The sequence below is a fragment of the Limnohabitans sp. TEGF003 genome (assembly GCF_055395455.1).
In genome coordinates this window covers 663,553-681,808 of the sequence record NZ_AP029225.1, presented here as the reverse complement: position 1 = coordinate 681,808, position 18,256 = coordinate 663,553, and the positions used below count along the sequence as shown (strand labels likewise).

Annotated in this window: 16 protein-coding genes; 9 read left to right on the top strand and 7 right to left on the bottom strand. The window is 62.1% G+C overall.

Annotated elements, in window-relative coordinates:
• Positions 1-58 precede the first annotated feature (58 nt).
• On the bottom strand, positions 59-1,837 hold the full coding sequence (locus ACZ5RT_RS03440; protein ID WP_464453506.1) for an acyl-CoA synthetase: 1,779 nt from the start codon (positions 1,835-1,837) through the stop codon (positions 59-61).
• Between the two features lie 25 nt (positions 1,838-1,862).
• Here ACZ5RT_RS03440 and ACZ5RT_RS03435 point away from each other — a divergent pair, with 25 nt between their 5' ends.
• The 5 genes from ACZ5RT_RS03435 (at position 1,863) to ACZ5RT_RS03415 (ending at position 8,322) form a co-directional block, all read left to right on the top strand.
• Positions 1,863-2,777, top strand: a complete 915-nt coding sequence (locus ACZ5RT_RS03435) for an alpha/beta fold hydrolase (RefSeq protein ID WP_464453505.1) — start codon at positions 1,863-1,865, stop codon at positions 2,775-2,777.
• Positions 2,778-2,821: 44 nt separating this feature from the next.
• Positions 2,822-3,352, top strand: a complete 531-nt coding sequence (locus ACZ5RT_RS03430; protein WP_464453504.1) for a hypothetical protein — start codon at positions 2,822-2,824, stop codon at positions 3,350-3,352.
• Between the two features lie 71 nt (positions 3,353-3,423).
• Positions 3,424-4,528 (top strand): peptide chain release factor 2 gene (prfB, locus tag ACZ5RT_RS03425; RefSeq protein WP_108427395.1). Its coding sequence is split into 2 segments (ribosomal slippage): positions 3,424-3,504 and positions 3,506-4,528, totalling 1,104 coding nucleotides; the frame shifts between segments, so codons are not numbered across the junction.
• Between the two features lie 33 nt (positions 4,529-4,561).
• The gene (gene pepN / locus ACZ5RT_RS03420; protein ID WP_464453503.1) at positions 4,562-7,285 is read left to right on the top strand and encodes an aminopeptidase N; all 2,724 of its coding nucleotides are present in this window, start codon (positions 4,562-4,564) and stop codon (positions 7,283-7,285) included.
• Positions 7,286-7,314: 29 nt separating this feature from the next.
• Positions 7,315-8,322, top strand: coding sequence for a class 1 fructose-bisphosphatase (locus ACZ5RT_RS03415; protein WP_291924289.1), 1,008 nt, complete (start codon positions 7,315-7,317; stop codon positions 8,320-8,322).
• A 154-nt stretch (positions 8,323-8,476) separates the two neighbouring features.
• Here ACZ5RT_RS03415 and ACZ5RT_RS03410 read toward each other — a convergent pair whose 3' ends face one another.
• Entirely contained in the window at positions 8,477-9,373 is an 897-nt protein-coding gene (locus tag ACZ5RT_RS03410) for a hypothetical protein (RefSeq protein ID WP_291924287.1), read from the bottom strand.
• 96 nt (positions 9,374-9,469) lie between these two features.
• Here ACZ5RT_RS03410 and ACZ5RT_RS03405 point away from each other — a divergent pair, with 96 nt between their 5' ends.
• Both ACZ5RT_RS03405 and ACZ5RT_RS03400 read left to right on the top strand, forming a co-directional pair.
• The gene (locus tag ACZ5RT_RS03405) at positions 9,470-10,195 is read left to right on the top strand and encodes a CoA pyrophosphatase (protein WP_464453502.1); all 726 of its coding nucleotides are present in this window, start codon (positions 9,470-9,472) and stop codon (positions 10,193-10,195) included.
• 7 nt (positions 10,196-10,202) lie between these two features.
• The gene (locus ACZ5RT_RS03400) at positions 10,203-11,168 is read left to right on the top strand and encodes a CobD/CbiB family protein (protein ID WP_464453501.1); all 966 of its coding nucleotides are present in this window, start codon (positions 10,203-10,205) and stop codon (positions 11,166-11,168) included.
• Between the two features lie 14 nt (positions 11,169-11,182).
• Here the strand turns inward: ACZ5RT_RS03400 and rsgA are convergent, their stop codons facing one another.
• The 3 genes from rsgA to ACZ5RT_RS03385 are packed head-to-tail and all read right to left on the bottom strand — an operon-like array spanning position 11,183 to position 13,746.
• Complete coding sequence (gene rsgA / locus ACZ5RT_RS03395) at positions 11,183-12,172, bottom strand: ribosome small subunit-dependent GTPase A (protein ID WP_464453500.1); 990 nt, start codon at positions 12,170-12,172, stop codon at positions 11,183-11,185.
• Between the two features lie 6 nt (positions 12,173-12,178).
• On the bottom strand, positions 12,179-12,490 hold the full coding sequence (locus tag ACZ5RT_RS03390) for a 4a-hydroxytetrahydrobiopterin dehydratase (protein ID WP_464453499.1): 312 nt from the start codon (positions 12,488-12,490) through the stop codon (positions 12,179-12,181).
• On the bottom strand, positions 12,487-13,746 hold the full coding sequence (locus tag ACZ5RT_RS03385) for a M48 family metallopeptidase (RefSeq protein ID WP_464453498.1): 1,260 nt from the start codon (positions 13,744-13,746) through the stop codon (positions 12,487-12,489). Before ACZ5RT_RS03385 ends, ACZ5RT_RS03390 begins: the two co-directional genes overlap by 4 nt.
• A gap of 132 nt (positions 13,747-13,878) precedes the next feature.
• On the opposite strand from ACZ5RT_RS03385, the gene orn reads away from it, so the two are divergent.
• Both orn and ACZ5RT_RS03375 read left to right on the top strand, forming a co-directional pair.
• On the top strand, positions 13,879-14,466 hold the full coding sequence (orn, locus tag ACZ5RT_RS03380) for an oligoribonuclease (protein ID WP_422171932.1): 588 nt from the start codon (positions 13,879-13,881) through the stop codon (positions 14,464-14,466).
• 260 nt (positions 14,467-14,726) lie between these two features.
• On the top strand, positions 14,727-16,790 hold the full coding sequence (locus ACZ5RT_RS03375; RefSeq protein WP_464453497.1) for a DEAD/DEAH box helicase: 2,064 nt from the start codon (positions 14,727-14,729) through the stop codon (positions 16,788-16,790).
• A gap of 168 nt (positions 16,791-16,958) precedes the next feature.
• On the opposite strand, the gene rplS is transcribed toward ACZ5RT_RS03375, so the two are convergent.
• Together rplS and trmD are read right to left on the bottom strand one after the other, a co-directional pair.
• On the bottom strand, positions 16,959-17,342 hold the full coding sequence (gene rplS, locus ACZ5RT_RS03370; RefSeq protein WP_108427406.1) for a 50S ribosomal protein L19: 384 nt from the start codon (positions 17,340-17,342) through the stop codon (positions 16,959-16,961).
• Between the two features lie 114 nt (positions 17,343-17,456).
• Positions 17,457-18,254, bottom strand: coding sequence for a tRNA (guanosine(37)-N1)-methyltransferase TrmD (gene trmD, locus ACZ5RT_RS03365; protein ID WP_464453496.1), 798 nt, complete (start codon positions 18,252-18,254; stop codon positions 17,457-17,459).
• Positions 18,255-18,256 lie beyond the last annotated feature (2 nt).

Genomic DNA, 18,256 nt, shown 5'->3' with positions numbered 1-18,256 from the left:
CGGCCCCAGAATCCGCAAGCCCTGCGGGCTTGGAAGCATGGGCAAGAAGTCTATTTTGTCACGGCCTTTTGGCCAACGCGGTGGCCCTGGCCTCTTCTTGCAGCCGCAAGACGCGCCGCTGCACTTTGCCGGTGGTGGTCATGGGCAGCTGGTCGATGAACTCGATTTCTTTAGGGTATTCATAGGGGGCCAGCAGACCCTTCACATGGGCTTGCAGTTCGCGGCGTACCTCGTCGTCAAAGCTGGCCTGCCCAGACCCGGTGGGCCTGCGGGCCAGCCAATCGGGCGACAGCACCACATAGGCCTTGACCACAGCGCCCCGGTCGGCGTCGGGCTTGGGCACCACAGCGGCATTCTGCACGGCGGGGTGCTTGACCAGGCAGTTCTCGATCTCACCCGGCCCGATGCGGTAACCGGCGGCCTTGAACATGTCGTCGGTGCGGCCCTGATACCAGAGGTAGCCGTCCTCGTCCGCCACCGCCATGTCGCCCGTGCGGCACCAGTCGCCCGTGTACTTGGCCTGCGTGGCTTTGGCGTTGTTCCAGTAACCCAGAAAGAACACCGGGTCCGGGTGGCCGTGCACATCGAAGAGGTTCACAGCCACCTCACCCGGCGTGCCGGGCGGGCACAGCTGCCCGGCTTCGTCGATCACCGCAACCTGGTGTCCGGGGTAGCCCTTGCCCATGCTGCCGGGCTTGGCGGGCCACAGCCGGGTGCAGTTGCCCACCACATAGTTGATCTCGGTCTGGCCAAACATCTCGTTCACCGTCACGCCCATCTGCTGCTGGACATACGCAAACACCGCGTCACCCACCGCCTCGCCCGCGCTCATCATGGCTTGCAGCTTGAGCTTGTAACGGGCCTTCACATCGGGCACGGCTTTCATCATGGCTTTGAGCGCCGTGGGGAACAAAAAGGTGTGTGTCACGCCGTGACTTTGCAAAATCTCAAACGCCGCTTCGGGTGAAAAGCGCCCGTTGAACGCCACGATGGGCCGCCCAAAATAGAGGCTTGGCAGCAAGGCATCCATCAAGCCCCCGGTCCAGGCCCAGTCGGCGGGCGACCAAAACACCGCTTTGGACGGGCGGCTGGCGTCAAACGGGTCAAAGCCAAACCAGTTCTGGCTGCACACAAAACCCGTGAGGTTACCGATCAACGCCCGGTGCGGGATGAGTGCGCCTTTGGGGTTGCCGGTGGTGCCGCTGGTGTAAATCAGCACCGCCGGGTCTTCGGCCAGGGTGCTCACGGCTTTGAACGATGCCGCCTGACTGCTCACGGCTTGTGCGTAGTCGAGGTCGGCCGAAGCCCCTGCCTGCCCGACCCCAATCAGGGTTTGCAAACCAGGGCAGTCGGACCGCGCCTGCTGCAAGGCTTGCACGGTGGATTCGTCGCACACGGCCACACATGCCTGGCTGTCGTTGATGCGAAAAGACAGCGCCTCGGGCCCAAACAGCATGGACAGGGGCATGGCCACCGCGCCCATTTGGAGCACCGCCGTGTAGGCCACGGCGGTTTCAAAACGCTGGGGCAACACAATCGCCACCCGGTCGCCGCGCTGCACGCCCTGCGCCTGCAGCACACGGCTCAAACTGTTGGCTGCGGTTTGCAGCTGGCCAAAGGTCCAGCTCTGGCCCAGGCCCCGACCCGCCACATGTTCGCGGATGGCGACGCACCGGGACGTGGCGGCATCGGCCGCCCATCGTCCGCAACAAGCCTGCGCCATGTTGAAGCGCTTGGGCACCTTCCAGCCAAAGGCCTGGTGGATGGCGGGGTAGCGGTCAGTGGTGCCCTGGGTTGTTTTTCGGGCTTGGCGGTCCTGGTTGCGACTGACGCTCATCGTGTGTCTCCTTATGATCGAAAGTATGTACCAAGTTCAACGCGAATCACAAAGCCACTGGGTGCCGCTGCGCGGCTGCCGCTACCACGTCCGCCAGTGGGGCACACCCACACCCGGAGCCACCCCGCTCGTTTTGGCCCACGGCTGGATGGACGTGGCCGCCTCCTACCAGTTCATGGTCGATGCCTTCAGCGAGGCTTTTGTCAGCCAGCGCCCCATCATCGCGATGGACTGGCGCGGTTATGGCCTGACCGAGACACCACCCACCGACAGCTACTGGTTCCCCGACTATTTGGCCGATCTGGACGCCCTGCTTGATGCGCTCTACCCAGGTCAGGCGATCGATCTGGTCGGCCACAGCATGGGCGGCAACGTGGTCATGATGTACGCGGGCACCCGCCCCGAACGCATCCGCCGCCTGGTCAACCTCGAAGGGTTCGGCATGGCCAGCACGCAGCCTGCCCAAGCGCCCACCCGCATGGCAAAGTGGCTCGATGAGCTCAAAGCCCAACGCGCGGGCGACAACACCCTCAAAGCCTACCCCGACGCTGCGGGCGTGGCCGCGCGTTTGATGAAAACCAACCGCCGCCTGGGCCAGGACAAAGCCGATTGGCTGTCCCAGCATTGGGCCCGGCCAGGCCCCGATGGCCAGTGGCGCATCCTGGGCGACTCGGCGCACAAGGTCATCAACCCGTATCTGTTCCACGTCGAAGAAGCGCTGGCCATGTACCGCCGCATCAGCGCCCCGGTGCTGGTGGTGGAAGCCTCGGACGACTCGCTCAGCCAGTGGTGGAAAGGGCAATACACCTTGGCCGAGTTCCACGAGCGCTTGAACTCCGTGCCCCAGCTGGAACAAGCCGTGATCCAGGACGCCGGGCACATGCTGCACCACGACCAACCACATGCCCTGGCGGCCTTGCTCGAGAAGTTCATGGCCTGAGAGGCCCTAAAATCAGGTCGTTTTAGTTTTGATGACTGTTGGCCATGTCCCTCACCACCCTCTCCCGTTTCTGCCTGGCTGCGGCCTTGTCTGTGTCGTTCGCTTCGGCGCATGCAGACGCCAACAGCCGCTATTGCCCTGACTTTCTGGCCGTCCAAGGCGCACCTGAGCCCGCACACCGGGGAGAATTCACGTTTTCGCCGTACACCCACCACTTCAGCAACAACCCGGAACACAAAAAAGTGGTCCTGGTGGCGATTGACGAGCAACTGCCGGGCGACCGCTTGTGCGGTGTGAGTTTTTTCAGCAACTCGTTTGGACAGCCTTCGGTGTACGTTTACGCCGGTCAGCAGTTCAACAATTTGTGGGGCGTGCCTCAGCTGTTTGCCAAAGTCACGGGCGGCATCATGTACGGCTATGTGGCGCCGTATGAGAACAAAGTGCCCCTGAACTACAAAGGCTTCAATCCCGCCATCATTCCGTCTGTGGGTTACAAACTGACCCAGCACGATTCGGTGCAGATCAAGTTTCTGGGCACGGCGGCCCTGATGTTCTCTTACGGGCGCCAGTTTTAAGCCACCCGGCAGGCGGGCGCGCAGCCAAGTCATGAGAAAATGCCCGGTTTACCGAACCGGACACTTTCATCATGGACGCAGAACGCATCAACCAAATCGGCGCATCCCTCACAGACCTGACCGCTCGTACCCACGAGTTACGGGGGTATCTTTGACTACGATGCCAAATCTGAACGGCTGAGAACCGTCAACGCATCGCTCGAAGATCCCACGGTCTGGAACGACCCCAAAAAAGCCCAGGAACTGGGCAAAGAGAAAAAAGCGCTCGACAGCGTGGTGGTCACCATCACCACCTTGACCAACGAGCTGGCCGACAACCTTGAACTCTTCGAGATGAGCAAGGCAGAAGGCGATGACGACGGTCTGCTGACCATCGAAGCCGAAACCGCCAAGCTGGCCAAGCTCGTGGAAGACCTCGAGTTCCGCCGCATGTTCCGCCACGAGGCCGATCCGCTCAACTGCTTCATCGACATCCAGGCGGGCGCCGGTGGCACCGAGGCCTGTGACTGGGCCAGCATGCTGCTGCGCCAATACCTCAAATACGCCGAACGCAAGGGCTTCAAGGCCACTGTGGAAGACGAAACCCCTGGTGACACCGCTGGCATCAAGGGCGCGACCATCAAGATCGAAGGCGAATACGCTTTTGGCCTGTTGCGCACCGAAACGGGGGTGCACCGCCTGGTGCGCAAAAGCCCGTTTGACTCGTCGGGCGGTCGCCACACCTCGTTCGCCTCGCTGTTTGTCTACCCCGAAATCGACGACTCGATCGAGATCAACATCAACCCGGCCGATGTGCGCACCGACACCTTCCGCGCCAGCGGCGCGGGCGGTCAGCACATCAACAAGACCGACTCGGCCGTGCGCCTGACGCACATCCCCACGGGCATCGTGGTGCAGTGCCAGGACGGCCGCAGCCAGCACAGCAACCGCGACGTGGCCTGGCAGCGCCTGCGCTCGCGCCTGTACGACTTCGAGATGCGCAAGCGCATGGAAGAGCAGCAAAAGCTGGAAGACACCAAGACCGATGTGGGCTGGGGTCACCAGATCCGCAGCTATGTGCTGGACAACAGCCGCATCAAGGATTTGCGCACCAACGTCGAAATTTCGGCCACCCAAAAGGTACTCGATGGCGACCTGGATGCGTTCATCGAAGCCTCACTGAAACAAGGCCTCTGAGTTGCTCAGACCACAACCCAAACGGAGTTCCTGATGCGTGAAGGACAACCCACCGCGATTCAACGGGCGGCTTATACCGCCCCGGCTTTCTGGATCGACACGGTCGATCTGACCTTTGATCTGGATCCAGCCAAAACTCGCGTGCTCAACAAAATGCGTCTGCGCCGCAACCCCGATGTGGCGGCCCAGCCCCTGCGTCTGGATGGCGAAGAGCTGAATTTGGCCCGCGTGCTGGTCAACGGCGGTGGCACCTCGTTCAAGATGGACGGCAACCAGCTGGTGCTGGAAAACCTGCCCGAAGGCCATGACGCCTTCGATCTGGAAATCTTCACCACCTGCAACCCCGAGAAGAACACCCAGTTGATGGGCCTGTACGTCAGCAACGACTCGTTCTTCACCCAGTGCGAGGCCGAGGGTTTCCGCCGCATCACCTACTTCCTGGACCGCCCGGACGTGATGGCCAGCTACACCGTCACGCTGCGTGCCGACAAGGCCAAATACCCGGTGCTGCTGAGCAATGGCAACCTGGTCGAGCAAGGTGCACTGGAAGACGGCCCCAACGGTCCGAGACATTTTGCCAAGTGGGTCGATCCACACAAAAAGCCTTGCTACCTGTTCGCCCTCGTCGCGGGCCAACTGGTCGCGCGCGAGCAGCGCATCACGAGCCGCAGTGGCACTGAACACTTGCTGCAAGTGTTTGTGCGCCCGGGTGACCTGGACAAGACCGAACACGCGATGAACTCGCTCATGGCCAGCGTGGCCTGGGACGAGGCCCGCTTTGGCCTGCCGCTCGATCTGGAACGCTTCATGATCGTCGCCACCAGCGACTTCAACATGGGCGCGATGGAAAACAAGGGCCTGAACATCTTCAACACCAAGTACGTGTTGGCCAACCCGAACACCGCCACCGACATGGATTTCGGCAACATCGAATCCGTCGTGGGCCATGAATACTTCCACAACTGGACCGGCAACCGCATCACCTGCCGCGACTGGTTCCAGCTCTCGCTCAAGGAAGGCCTCACGGTCTTCCGCGACCAGGAGTTCAGCCAGGACATGGCCGGCGAGGCCAGTGCCCGCGCCGTCAAGCGCATCGAAGACGTGCGCGTGCTGCGCACCGTGCAGTTCGCCGAAGACGCCGGCCCCATGGCCCACCCGGTGCGCCCGGACAGCTATGTGGAGATCAACAACTTCTACACCGTCACCATCTACGAAAAAGGCGCCGAAGTCGTTCGCATGATGCAAACGCTGGTGGCTACGCCTTCAGACCTGCAGGGCCGCGATGGTTTTGCCAAAGGCATGAAGCTCTACTTTGAGCGGCATGACGGCCAGGCCGTGACCTGCGACGACTTTGCGCAAGCGATTGCCGACGCCAACCCCGGCTCGGCGCTGGCTCTGCATCTGGACACCTTCAAACACTGGTACAGCCAGGCCGGTACACCGCGCCTTCAAGCCACGGGCGCCTACAACGCGGCCGAGCGCACCTACACCCTCACCCTCAGCCAAAGCTGCCCAGCCACCCCCGATCAGGACCGCAAAGCGCCCTTCGTGATCCCGGTGACTTTGGGTCTGCTCAGCCGCGACGGCGCTGCCCTGCCCTTGCAGCTGGCTGGCAGCAGCGAAGCCGCGCCTCAGCACACCCTGGTGCTGACCGAGGCCAGCGCCAGCTACTCCTTTGTCAACATCGACAGCGAACCCGTGCCTTCACTCTTGCGCGGTTTCAGCGCCCCGGTGGTGCTCGAAGACGGCCTGAACGCCGACGACCTGCTGATTTTGCTGGCCCACGACAGCGACCCCTTCAACCAATGGGAAGCTGGCCAGCGCCTGATGCTGCAAAGCGCTCTGGATGCCATCCAGCAAAACAAGGACTTGACGGGCCAGCCCGTGCTGTCCGACGCCCTGGTGGCAGCCCTGCGCAATGTGCTGCGCCACCCCACACTGGATGCGGCCTTCAAGGACCTGGCGCTGACGCTGCCATCCGAGAACTACATCGCCGACCAGCTCGATGTCGTCGATCCGCAGCGCGTGCACGCCCTGCGCGAAACCATGCGCCTGCAACTGGCCTCCGCCCTGCAAGCCGACTGGCAATGGGCCTGGGACGCGCATAAAAACAATGGCGCTTACTCGCCCGACGCCAAGTCGGCTGGCCGACGTGCCCTGTCCGGTCTGGCCATGACCATGCTGTGCGTGGCCGCTGTGCGCAACGGCGATGCCGTCACGCCCGGCCGGGTGTACCAGCAGTTCAAGGACGCGGGCAACATGACCGACCGCTTCAACGCCTTGTCGGCCCTGGTGGTCAGCGGCCATGCACTCGCACAAGACGCCTTGGCCTTGTTCCACAAACTGTTCCAGCACGAAGCGCTGGTCATCGACAAGTGGTTTGCCTTGCAGGCCGGGGCCCCCGACCGCGCAGGTGATGTGCTGCCGCGTGTGCGTCAGCTCATGCAACACCCCGACTTCAGCCTGCGCAACCCCAACCGCGCCCGCAGCCTGATCTTCAGCTACTGCAGCGCCAACCCGGCCGGATTCCACCGCCCGGACGCCGCAGGCTATGTCTATTGGAGCGAGCAGGTGCTGGCGCTGGACGCCATCAACCCGCAAGTGGCCGCACGCCTGGCCCGTGCCATGGACCGCTGGAGCCGCCTGGCCGAGCCTTACCGCAGCGCGGCCAAAGTCGCCATCGAGCGCGTGGCGGCCAAAACAGACCTGTCGAACGACGTGCGCGAGGTCATCAGCCGCGCCCTGAGTGCAGCCTGAAACGCGCCGCTGAAATCCAAGGAATCAACATGAGCAGCAAAATTTCCCTCTCCCGCTACCTGGTGGAGCAGCAACGCGACAAAGGCCACATCCCGGCCGAGCTGCGTCTGCTGCTCGAAGTGGTGGCCCGCGCCTGCAAAAGCATCAGCCACGCCGTCAACAAAGGCGCTTTGGGCGGTGTGTTGGGCAGTGCCGACAGCGAGAACGTGCAAGGCGAAGTGCAAAAGAAACTGGACATCATCGCCAACGAAGTGCTGATCGAGGCCAATGAATGGGGCGGGCACCTCGCGGCCATGGCCTCCGAAGAGATGGACAGCATCTACCTGGTGCCCAACCGCTACCCGCAAGGCGAATACCTGCTCATGTTTGACCCGCTGGACGGCTCGTCCAACATCGATGTCAACGTCAGCATCGGCACCATTTTCAGCGTGCTCAAAAAGGCCGATGACAACCAGGGCGTGACTGAAAAAGACTTTCTGCAGCCCGGCAAAAACCAGGTCGCGGCCGGCTATTGCGTCTACGGCCCGCAAACCACCTTGGTGCTCACCGTGGGCGATGGCGTTGCCATGTTCACGCTGGACCGCGAACAAGGCTCTTTTGTGCTGACACAAGAAAACGTGCAAGTGCCTGCCGACACCAAGGAGTTCGCCATCAACATGAGCAACATGCGCCACTGGGACGAGCCCGTGCGCCGCTACATCGACGAATGCCTGCAAGGCCAGGAGGGCCCACGCGGCAAGGACTTCAACATGCGCTGGATTGCCTCCATGGTGGCCGACGTGCACCGCATCCTGACCCGTGGCGGCGTCTTCATGTACCCCTGGGACAAGCGCGAGCCGCACAAACCCGGCAAGCTGCGCCTGTTGTACGAGGCCAACCCCATGAGCTGGCTGATCGAGCAGGCCGGGGGTGCCGCCACCAACGGCAAGACACGCATCCTCGATTTGCAACCGAGCCAGCTGCACGAGCGCGTGAGCGTGGTGCTGGGCTCCAGAAACGAAGTCGAACGCATCACCCAATACCACGCCCAAGCTTGATGCCCGGTCATGGGCAGCAGCCCTGCAGCCCATCGCGCAAAGCATGGGCAGGTCAGCGCCCGGCTGCGCCCAACCGATCACCCAAACAAAAGCCCCGGTGCGCGAGCAACGGGGCTTTTTACTTCATCCCGCACGGACAAGCCGTGCCAGGGTTTTATTCGTCGGTATCGGGGGGCAAGCCTTCCAGTGCCGGTGCGGGCAAAGCCGCAGGCTCCGCCACCACGGCACGCAGGGTTTCGCGCAACATTTTCTTCTCTGGCAGGCTCAAAGCACGGGCCAGGCGCTGGCGCATGCGCAGCAGCAGCTGACGGTCCACCTCTTGGGGGATGCCCCGGCTGATCTGCAAGGCATCGCGCAGGTCTTCGCGCAGGTCTTCGGGTTCATCGGCCCACCACGCGGTGATGACTTCGTGCATCGACTTGCGCAACTCTTCCACGTCTTCCACCGCCAGGCCCATGCCCGTGGGCAGTTTGCCTTGCAGCATGTCGGCCAAGGCCTGGGAGTTGACCACCACGCGGCGATCGGCCTGGGCCAGCAGGCGGGCCCAGCCTGGATCGGTGCGCACCATTTGGGGCATGTTGCGGGCCGACTCGTCGGCCAGCAGGTGCACGCTCAGGCCACTCAACTGGGCCTCGTCGATGGTGGCCAAAAAACGTTCGTCGTCACTGGCCACCAGCACGTGGTCGCAGGCATGGTGCTCGGCCAGTTGTTTGAGGTCATGCCCCAAGGAGCGCAGCAAGGACGCGCCGCCATCGGCATCGTGCGTTTGCACCAGACGCACGATCTGGTCGTCAATAATCAGCCCGTCCGAGCGGTCGCTGTACCAGTAAATGCGGCGCAGGTCGACATCCAGCCCGGCGTGCGCCAGCGCTTGAGACAACAAATTGAGCAGGCCCTGTCGATTGACCGACTCGCCCGTGGTCCCCACCGCACCTTGCTGGGCCATCCAGATCAGGAAACGGCCATCGATCAGCGCCATGCAGGTGCCGGATCGGTGTTCGCCAAAACGGCGGTCGGACGGGGTGTTGTGAGAAAAATAATCACGCTTCATGGTGTCAACCTATATGGATAAAAATAGCGCTGCTAAAAGGTGCAGCGGCGCTCATTCTAAAGGCGACGGCCTCTGTCTCGGTTATAAATACCCTCTGTGTCCAGTCCTTTGTCTTTTGATCCCCGCAATGTTCCGGTTTGGCGCATCGACCACGATATGCCCGCGGTGCCGTCGGCCCATTTGTTGCCCGATGCCCTTCGCGCCCGGTTTGCAAAGCCTCCCATCTGGCAACCCGAAGTCGAGCGGGAAACCTCTTTTTCCACACGGGAGCCGGCCCCGGCAGCGGTGTTGGTGCCGATCGTCATGCGCGGCCCCGATGTGTCTCAGTCAACCGTGTTGCTCACCCAGCGTGCCAACCACATGGCCACACATTCCGGGCAAATCGCCTTTCCAGGTGGCAAGGTCGACCCCAGCGATGCCAGCCGACAAGCGACGGCACTGCGTGAAGCTCAGGAGGAGGTGGGCCTGGCCCCCCATCACGTGCAGGTGATTGGCGAATTGCCGGTGTACGTCACGGGCACTTCTTTTTGGGTCACGCCCGTCGTTGGCCTGGTGTCACCCGAGTTCAAGCTGAGCCCGAACGCGGACGAAGTCCAGGATGTGTTCGAGGTGCCACTTGAATTTTTGATGAACCCGGCGCACCACCGTCGTCATGCGTTCGAGTGGCAAGGTGCCCGGCGGCAATGGTTTTCCATGCCTTACCAAGAACCGCGTATGACGCCCGACGGTCAATGCGATCCGGTCGAGCGGTTTATCTGGGGGGCGACAGCCGCTATGCTTCGTAACTTCTACCGTTTTTTGGTCGTCAACCCCGCCCCATGAGGACGCCATGAGTTTTTTTGCAATCCTGTTGGCGCTGGTGCTGGAGCAGGCCCATCCACTCAACCCCGTGAATGCGATCTACACCGCAGTCAAGCGTTGGGTCGCCTGGGTCGCCCGCACGTTTGACGCGGGCGTGCGGCATCAAGCCTGGATCACTTGGGGCATCACGGTCATGGGACCGGCGCTGTTGGCCATGCTGGTGCACTGGGCCCTCGAATGGAGTTTGGGCTGGCTCTTGGCCGTGGTCTGGAACGTGGCCCTGCTCTATGTCACCTTGGGCTTTCGCCAATTCAGCCACCACTTCACGGCGATTCGCGAAGCCTTGGAAAACGGCGACGAAAACCAAGCCCGTGAACTGCTGGCCGAGTGGCAACAGGTGCAGGTCGGTCAGTTACCGCGCAGCGAGATCGTTCGGCATGTGATCGAGTTTTCCATGATCGCAGCCCACCGCCATGTGTTCGGCGTGTTCTTTTGGTATGCGGCCCTGTCCATCATTGGCTTGGGACCTGTGGGCGCGGTGGTTTACCGCCTGACCGAACTGGCGCAACGCCTTTGGCAGGAGCCCACCACCGACGGCTCGGTGGTGAGCGAAGCCTTGCGCTCTGTGGCTTCCAGAGCCTGGCAGGCCATGGATTGGCTGCCCTCGCGCATGACCGCTTTGGGCTTTGCGATTGTGGGCAGTTTTGAAGACGCCATGGATGGCTGGCGCAACCATGCACAGAACTTCCCGGAAGACAACGATGGGGTGATCCTCGCTGCCACAGCGGGCGCCATCAACATCCGCCTGGGCGGTGCTGCCCTGCAGCAGGACAACGCGGACGACGACAACCAAGAGATGACAGGCGGCAGCAGCACGCCAGGACGCATTCCCGAAGTGGTCCACTTTGCCCAAGTGGTGGGCCTGGTCTGGCGCACGGTGATCATGTGGTTGGTGCTGGTGGCCCTGCTGACCATGGCCAATCTGGTGGGCTGAGAGGGCCCATGCGCTCACCAGCGTTGCTGGCCCAATTCCTCAAACAGCTGCGCGTAGATGCGGTGCCGCCGCGCGCTGATGGTGCCGGGGTGCTCGGTGGTTTCGACCTGCGCCAACACGGCGCAACCGGGCTCGTGCAAGTGCGTGCAGTTGTAGAACTTGCAGCCGCCGAGGTGCTTGCGCAAATCGGGCATGCAGTCGGCCAGGCGCGTGGGCTCGATGTGGTGCAGGCCAAACTCCTGAAAACCGGGTGAATCGATCAAGGCGGTGCGTACAGCGCCCGTTTCAGCGCCCACTTCAGTTGACGAATCGAGCGCAGGCACCCAATACCAACGTGTGCTGGTCGTGGTGTGTTTGCCCGAGTTCAGGGCCAGCGAAATTTCGCCCGTTTCCACCTGCGCATCGGGCACCAGGCGGTTGATCAGCGTGCTTTTGCCACTGCCCGATGGGCCCAGCACCAAGGTGGTCAGGCCCTGCAAATGCTTGCACAAGGCGGCCACGCCATCGTCGGCCACCGGGCTGCGGGGGCTTAGGCTGATGGGCATGACGCTGTAGCCCATGGCACGGTAAGGGGCCAGGCGCTCCCAGGCTTGGGCGAAGGGCTGGGCCAGGTCGCTTTTGTTGAGTGCGATGATGGGCGTGATGCGTTCGGCCTCGGCCGCCACCAGGGCGCGAGACAGCTGGCTTTCGGAATACTCGGGATCGGCCGCGATCAGGATCAGCACGCGGTCCAGGTTGGCGGCAAAGGATTTGGTGCGAATTTCGTCTTGCCGGTAAAACAGGTTGCGGCGCTCTTGCAGTTTTTCGATGCTGCCCTCGTCGCCCGCGATTTGCCAGAGCACGTGGTCGCCCACCACCACCTGGTTTTTCTTGCCCCGGGGGTGACAAATCAGGCGACGGCCTTCGGGTGTCTCCACCAGGCAGTGGCGGCCATAGGTGGCCACGACCAACCCTGGCTCCAGATCATGGACTGGGGGCGAGGTGCGCGCTTTGGCTTTATGCATGCAGGCTCATGCCGGTAACAAGGCATCGGTCTGGGTGGCGGCCTCGAAGTCGATTCGGCTCAGGCCGCGCACATCGTGCGTGTTCCAGCGCACCACACAACGTTTGTAGGTCAGCACCAGTTCGGGGTGGTGATTGAGCTTTTCAGACAACCAGCCCACGCTGTTGACGAAGAGCAGCGCATGCGTGTGCTGGGCAAATTCAAAGGTCTTTTCGATGGCCACCTGGTCGCCATCGCCCGACAAACGCCAGCCCGAAATCTGGCCCAGCGCCATGATCACCTCGGTGGGTTGGAGGGCGCGAACTTCTTGCGTGCTCATGCGGTTTTCATCCTCAGCAAACGCTCGCTGGCTGGGGGGTGCGAGTAATAAAACTTCACGTACCAAGGGTCGGGCGTCAAGGTCGAAGCGTTGTCCTGGTAGAGCTTGAGCAAGGCCGAAGACAAGTCCTTGCCCGGTGTTTGCGACACCGCATAAGCATCGGCCTCGAACTCTTGCTGGCGCGAGCGCCATGAAGACACAGGCGCAAAGAACAAGGTAAACACGGGCGTGACCAGCATGAACAAGACCAGCGCCAACGCATCGTTGCTGCCCGACAAATTGGGCATCACGCCCAGGCCCGTGTAAAACCAGACCTGCTGCGCCAGCCAGCCGAGCAGCGCCAAGCCCGCCAGCGTCATGACAAAGTTGATCACCATCATCTTGACGATGTGCTTGTGCTTGAAGTGGCCCAGCTCATGGGCCAGCACCGCTTCCATTTCGGCCGGGCTCAGCTGCTTGAGCAAGGTGTCAAAAAACACCACGCGCTTGCTGGCCCCAAAGCCTGTGAAAAACGCATTGGAATGTGCCGAGCGGCGGCTGCCGTCCATCACAAAAAAGCCTTTGGCCGTGAAGCCTGCACGCTGCATCAGGTCCTGCACGCGGGCCTTGAGCGATTCGTCTTCCAGGGGCGTGAATTTGTTGAACAGCGGCATGATCACGTTGGGCGCAATCGCCATCAAAAACAACTGCCAGCCCACCAACACGCCCCAGGCCCACAGCCACCACCAGGCGCCCCCGGCTTGCATGAGCCACAGCACCACCCAAAGCAGCGGCAAGCCCAACACCAAACCCAGCACCAGCCCCTTGGCCATGTCGGCCAACCACAAGGCAGGCGTGATCTTGTTGAAGCCAAAGCGCTGCTCCACGCCAAAGGTCTGCATGAGCGACAAGGGCAATCCGATCAGACCGCCGACCAGCATGAAGCCCAGCACCAGCGCGATTTGCTGCGCCATGCCCGGGCCCATCCAGCCCAGCAGCAACTGGTTGAGCGCATCCAGCCCACCCAGCAGTGTCCAGCCCAGCAGTACCGCCGCATCGAGTGCGATGTCAATTTGCGACAGGCGGGCTTTGGCCAGGGTGTAATCGGCGGCTTTTTGGTGGTCGGCCAAGGCCATGGTTTCGGCATAAGCCGGCGGCACCGCATCGCGGTGGTGGGCCACATGCCGCACCTGGCGGGCGTTCAGCCAGAACTTGAGCGCCACATGCGCCAGCAGGGCCACCACCAGCGTCAGGGTCAAAGTCAAAGAGGGATTCATGCACCGATTGTAGAAGCCGCCCGGTCTGCACGGCTTGTGCAAGGGCATGCCAGCGGGTTCGCATGCACCTGAGCGCCTGTGGTCGGTAAGGTTGCGCCCGATGCAGGGGGCATCATCGGCGACAATGGCCGAATGTCTGAAGTGAACCCCTCCCCCGCCCCAGAATCGAACGAGCTGCCCAAATCCGACCAAAACCTGGTCTGGATCGATTGTGAAATGACGGGCCTGGACCCGGAAAAAGAACGCTTGCTGGAGATTGCCGTGATCGTGACCGGCCCGCACCTCACACCCCGCATCGAAGGGCCGGTACTGGTGATTCACCAAAGCGACGAATTGCTGAACCAGATGGACAAGTGGAACAAGGGCACCCACGGCAAGAGTGGGCTGATCGACAAGGTCAAGGCCTCCACCACCAGCGAAGCCGATGCCGAAGCGCAAATCCTGGCCTTTCTGAAAAAGTACGTGCCCAAAAACAGCTCACCCCTGTGCGGCAACACCATCAGCCAGGACAGGCGTTTTCTGGTCAAGTTCATGCCCCAGCTGGAAGCGTTTTTCCACTACCGCAATCTGGATGTGAGCACCCTCAAGGAGCTGTCTCGCCGCTGGAAGCCCGAGGTGTATGCCAACTTCAAGAAGCAGCAAAAGCACACCGCGCTGGCCGATGTGCACGAATCCATCGATGAACTGGCGCATTACCGCGAGCATTTCATCCGTTTGTGATTTTTCAGGGAAAACCCTAGCGATTTTTTCTGATCTGTGCCATAATCGTGGGCTCGCTGCACAAGAGTGCAGCGTTTCATACATCTCCCTTCACGCCTTGACCCAACGATAGGGTCACTCACAGCGGCCAGGCTCTACGCCCAGCGCCCCTCGCGAGCACCGTTTGATGGTTGATGTCTTTTCAACCTTGCGGTGCCTGCGGCCCCCATGCAACAGCTTTTCTGTTGACGGCCGTTGTTCCGTGCGAGTTTTTTATACACATGACTGACACTTTGAACACAGTGCAGAACGACTTGTCGTCTGCCGAAAACACATCCATCGCCACCGAGACCGCGGCACAAATGGCCCCAAGCAAGCTGGCCACTGACATCATGCTCGCGGCTGCGGCCGAGATCACACCCGAAGCCACTGCAGAAACCGCCACGGAAGAAGCCGTTGCCGATGTGCCCAACGGCTTCATCGAACTGGGCCTGGCCCCCGAGCTGGTGCAGGCCGTGGCCGACCTGGGCTACACACAGCCCACCGCCGTGCAATTGCGCGCCATTCCTTTGGCGCTGCCCACGGCGGGCGGCTCCAAAGACGGCAAGTCCAACGGCTACACCGACCTGATGGTCTCCAGCCAGACCGGCAGCGGCAAAACCGCCGCCTTCTTGCTGCCCGTGCTGCACACCCTGATCCAGCAAATGGCTGAGCAGGAAGCCGCCGATCGTGCCGAATTTGAAAAAGCCTGCGCCGACGCGGCCGCCAAGGGCGAGCCAGCCCCCAAGCGTGCCAAGCGCAAAGACCCCACCAACCCACGCAACTTCAAGGCCCCAACACCCGGCGCCCTGATCCTGTGCCCCACGCGTGAACTGGCCCAACAGGTGGCGCAAGACGCCATCGAGCTGGTCAAGCACACACGTGGCTTGCGCGTGGCCAACGTGGTCGGCGGCATTCCTTACCAGCTGCAAATTGCCAAGCTGCAAAACGCCAACCTGGTCGTGGCCACCCCTGGCCGTTTGCTCGACCTGCAACGCTCCATGCAAATCAAGTTGGACCAGGTGCAGTTTTTGGTGGTGGACGAAGCCGACCGCATGCTCGACCTGGGCTTCTCGGACGATCTGGCCGACATCAACGACATGACCAGCCAGCGCCGCCAGACCATGATGTTCAGCGCCACCTTTGCGCCGCGCATTCAGCAGCTCGCCATGCGCGTGATGCACGATGGCGGCTCTTCGGTCCAGAAAATCCAGATCGACAACCCGCAAGAAAAGCACAACAACATCAAGCAAGTGCTGTTCTGGGCCGACAACGCCCAGCACAAGCGCCAGATGCTCGACCACTGGTTGCGTGACGCCACGATCGATCAGGCCATTGTGTTCTCCAGCACCCAGATCGAGTGCGACGGCCTGGCCGCGGACCTGCAGCAAGACGGCTTCTCGGCTGTGGCCCTGCACGGTGCCTTGAGCCAGGGCATGCGCAACCGCCGCCTGATGGCGCTGCGCAATGGCCAAGTCCAGATTCTGGTCGCCACCGACGTGGCCGCCCGCGGCATTGACGTGCCCACCATCACCCACGTCTTCAACTTCGGCTTGCCGATGAAGGCCGAGGACTACACCCACCGCATTGGCCGCACAGGCCGCGCTGGCCGCGATGGCCTGGCCGTGACCTTTGCCGAAATGCGTGACCGCCGCAAGATCGGTGACATCGAAGCCTACACACGCCAGCCCTTCAAGGCCGAAGTGATTCCGGGCCTGGAGCCCAAAATGCGCATGCCCGAAGCCCGCAAGCCCATGGGCCGTGGCGGTGACCGCTTTGGTGGCGAACGCAACTACGCCAACGCAGGTGGTGGCTTCCGTGGCGGCCGCCCGGCAGGTGGACGCGACTTTGGTGGCAACCGCGATCGCGATGGCGGCGGGTTCGACAACCGCGCCCCGCGTGGCCACTTTCGCGACGAGCAGCCCCGCTTTGAGCAGCGCAGCGAACCCCGCTTCGATGCACGCAAAGACGGTGGCCGTTTTGACGGTCCCCGCGGTGAGCACCGTGGCGGCGGTGACCGCTTTGAGCAGCGCGGCGCACCTGCACACCCTTGGGACCGTGGCGACAGCCGCCCTGCCCCACGCCAAGACGCCCGTCAGGACGGTCCACGTCAAGGCGGCCGCTGGGAAGACCGTGGCGGTGACAACCGCAACGCTGCCCGCCCTGCCCCTCGCGGCGCAGCCGGTGACAAGTTCGCCCGCGGCCCCAAGCAGTTTGGTGCCAACAACTTCAAGCCCCACGCCGCTGGCGAAGGCCCTGCAGGCAAGCGCGGCGGCACACGCGTGCTGAAAATCACGCGCGCCTGATTGTTGTCCTGGACTCGACCCAGGACTTCAAGCGCCTCAGGAAGGCCTTGCCCTCACCGGCAAGGCCTTTTTTCATAGCTTGACGGATGGCATCAACCATTGAGGCGGCCATAAAAAAACCGCCCTGGGCGCAAACCCGGGCGGTTTTTTCGTATGTGCGGAAAGGCTTTACGCTTTGGCAGCAGGCGCTGCTTTGCGCTGAGGCAACTTTTCCTTGATACGTGCCGACTTGCCGCTGCGGTCACGCAGGTAGTACAGCTTGGCGCGGCGAACATCACCACGGCGCTTGACTTCGATGCTGGCGATCACGGGGCTGTAAGTCTGGAACGTACGCTCCACACCCTCGCCACTGGAGATCTTGCGCACAGTGAAGCCGCTGTTCAGACCACGGTTACGCTTGGCGATCACAACACCTTCGTAGGCCTGGACACGCTTGCGCGCACCTTCCACCACGTTGACGTTGACGATCACGGTGTCGCCGGGGGCAAATTCAGGAATGGTTTTACCCAAACGGGCAATTTCTTCCTGCTCAAGAGTTTGAATCAAATTCATTGTTGAACTCCGTCCGATCATGCCTCGCTACACAAGGGGCGTTCTGTGCTGTAAGGGCCATGCATGCGCATGACTGAGCCAGATCGCGGCGGGTAGAGGATCGAAAGCCCTTGATTATAGCTTTTTCGCAGCCGGGATCTGGTCTGCACCGGTCAAGCTGCTGCAGGCCTGACTCAAGAAGGCTTCGTCCTGGCGGCTGAGTTGCCCAGCCTGTCGAGCTTGTGCCAGCAACTCGGGGCGGTGCAAGGCCGTCAGGCGCAGGCTTTGTTCGCGCCGCCAACGCGCGATGTGCGCATGGTGGCCCGACATCAATTCGGGCGGCACCGCCTGGCCTTGCCAGACTTCAGGCCGGGTGTAGTGTGGACTGTCCAGCAAACCATCGAGCGCCGGGTTGAAGCTGTCGAGCTGGTGGCTGCCCTCGTCGTTCAGCACACCCGGCTGCAAACGGGCGACTGCGTCCAGCAAAGCCATGGCCGCGATTTCGCCACCCGAGAGCACAAAGTCGCCCAGACTGATTTGCTGGTCGACGTAGTGGTCAATGAAGCGCTGATCCACGCCTTCGTAGCGGCCGCAGAGCAACACAGCCCCCGCGCTGGCCGACCATTGGGCCACCGCGCTGTGGTTGAGAGTCTGGCCAATCGGCGAAAACAGCACCAAGGGTGCAGGCGTTTCTTCTTGCCGCTCGGCACGGATGGCGCTCAGGCACTTGAACAAGGGCTCAGCCAGCATCACCATGCCTGGGCCGCCGCCAAAGGATCGGTCGTCCACACGACGGTAATTGCCTTCGGCGTGGTCGCGGGGGTTCCAAAAATGCACATCGACCAAGCCGCTTTCGTAGGCACGGCGTGTGATGCCACTGGTCAACAGCGGCGCAAACAACTCGGGAAACAGGGTGATGATGTCAAAGCGCATGG

What these genes read in the sequence shown, in the direction of transcription:
- ACZ5RT_RS03385 (WP_464453498.1), bottom strand. Translation starts at nt 13,746, where the DNA reads ATGAATCCCTCTTTGACTTTGACCCTGACGCTGGTGGTGGCCCTGCTG.
- ACZ5RT_RS03400 (WP_464453501.1), top strand. Translation starts at nt 10,203, where the DNA reads ATGAGTTTTTTTGCAATCCTGTTGGCGCTGGTGCTGGAGCAGGCCCAT.
- rsgA (WP_464453500.1), bottom strand. Translation starts at nt 12,172, where the DNA reads ATGCATAAAGCCAAAGCGCGCACCTCGCCCCCAGTCCATGATCTGGAG.
- ACZ5RT_RS03375 (WP_464453497.1), top strand. Translation starts at nt 14,727, where the DNA reads ATGACTGACACTTTGAACACAGTGCAGAACGACTTGTCGTCTGCCGAA.
- trmD (WP_464453496.1), bottom strand. Translation starts at nt 18,254, where the DNA reads ATGCGCTTTGACATCATCACCCTGTTTCCCGAGTTGTTTGCGCCGCTG.
- rplS (WP_108427406.1), bottom strand. Translation starts at nt 17,342, where the DNA reads ATGAATTTGATTCAAACTCTTGAGCAGGAAGAAATTGCCCGTTTGGGT.
- orn (WP_422171932.1), top strand. Translation starts at nt 13,879, where the DNA reads ATGTCTGAAGTGAACCCCTCCCCCGCCCCAGAATCGAACGAGCTGCCC.
- ACZ5RT_RS03410 (WP_291924287.1), bottom strand. Translation starts at nt 9,373, where the DNA reads ATGAAGCGTGATTATTTTTCTCACAACACCCCGTCCGACCGCCGTTTT.
- ACZ5RT_RS03440 (WP_464453506.1), bottom strand. Translation starts at nt 1,837, where the DNA reads ATGAGCGTCAGTCGCAACCAGGACCGCCAAGCCCGAAAAACAACCCAG.
- ACZ5RT_RS03435 (WP_464453505.1), top strand. Translation starts at nt 1,863, where the DNA reads ATGTACCAAGTTCAACGCGAATCACAAAGCCACTGGGTGCCGCTGCGC.
- ACZ5RT_RS03415 (WP_291924289.1), top strand. Translation starts at nt 7,315, where the DNA reads ATGAGCAGCAAAATTTCCCTCTCCCGCTACCTGGTGGAGCAGCAACGC.
- ACZ5RT_RS03430 (WP_464453504.1), top strand. Translation starts at nt 2,822, where the DNA reads ATGTCCCTCACCACCCTCTCCCGTTTCTGCCTGGCTGCGGCCTTGTCT.
- pepN (WP_464453503.1), top strand. Translation starts at nt 4,562, where the DNA reads ATGCGTGAAGGACAACCCACCGCGATTCAACGGGCGGCTTATACCGCC.
- ACZ5RT_RS03390 (WP_464453499.1), bottom strand. Translation starts at nt 12,490, where the DNA reads ATGAGCACGCAAGAAGTTCGCGCCCTCCAACCCACCGAGGTGATCATG.